This is a genomic window from Paraburkholderia sp. BR10954 (assembly GCF_040965775.1).
Lineage (GTDB): Bacteria > Pseudomonadota > Gammaproteobacteria > Burkholderiales > Burkholderiaceae > Paraburkholderia > Paraburkholderia youngii.
Map to the genome: position 1 here is coordinate 1 of NZ_JBFRCK010000274.1, position 317 is coordinate 317.

Annotated in this window: 1 protein-coding gene; it reads left to right on the top strand. The window is 67.2% G+C overall.

Features of this window, described 5'->3' with window-relative positions; translation table 11 throughout:
- On the top strand, window positions 1-317 hold a 317-nt coding region (locus AB4Y34_RS42220; protein ID WP_368719352.1), incomplete at both ends, for a response regulator transcription factor.

The following is a 317-nucleotide window of genomic DNA, read 5'->3' on the forward strand; positions in this document are numbered from 1 at the left end:
GATCGTCGCCGCGGAAGCTGCACAGGGTTCGGAAGTGATCGACAAGCTGCGCAGCTGCGCCGTCGACGTGCTGCTGCTCGACATGACCATGCCGGGCATCAGCGGAATCGACCTCGTCCGGCGCGTGCGCGTCGAGCAGCCTGCGCTGCCAGTGCTGGTACTTACCATCCACGACGACGCGCAGGTGGCCTCGCGAGCGCTGCGTGCAGGCGCGACGGGCTACCTGACAAAGGACAGCGACCCCGCCGTGTTGCTCGAAGCCATCCGCAAGATCGCGGGCGGCGGGCGTTTCATCGATCCGAGGCTCGTCGACGCAA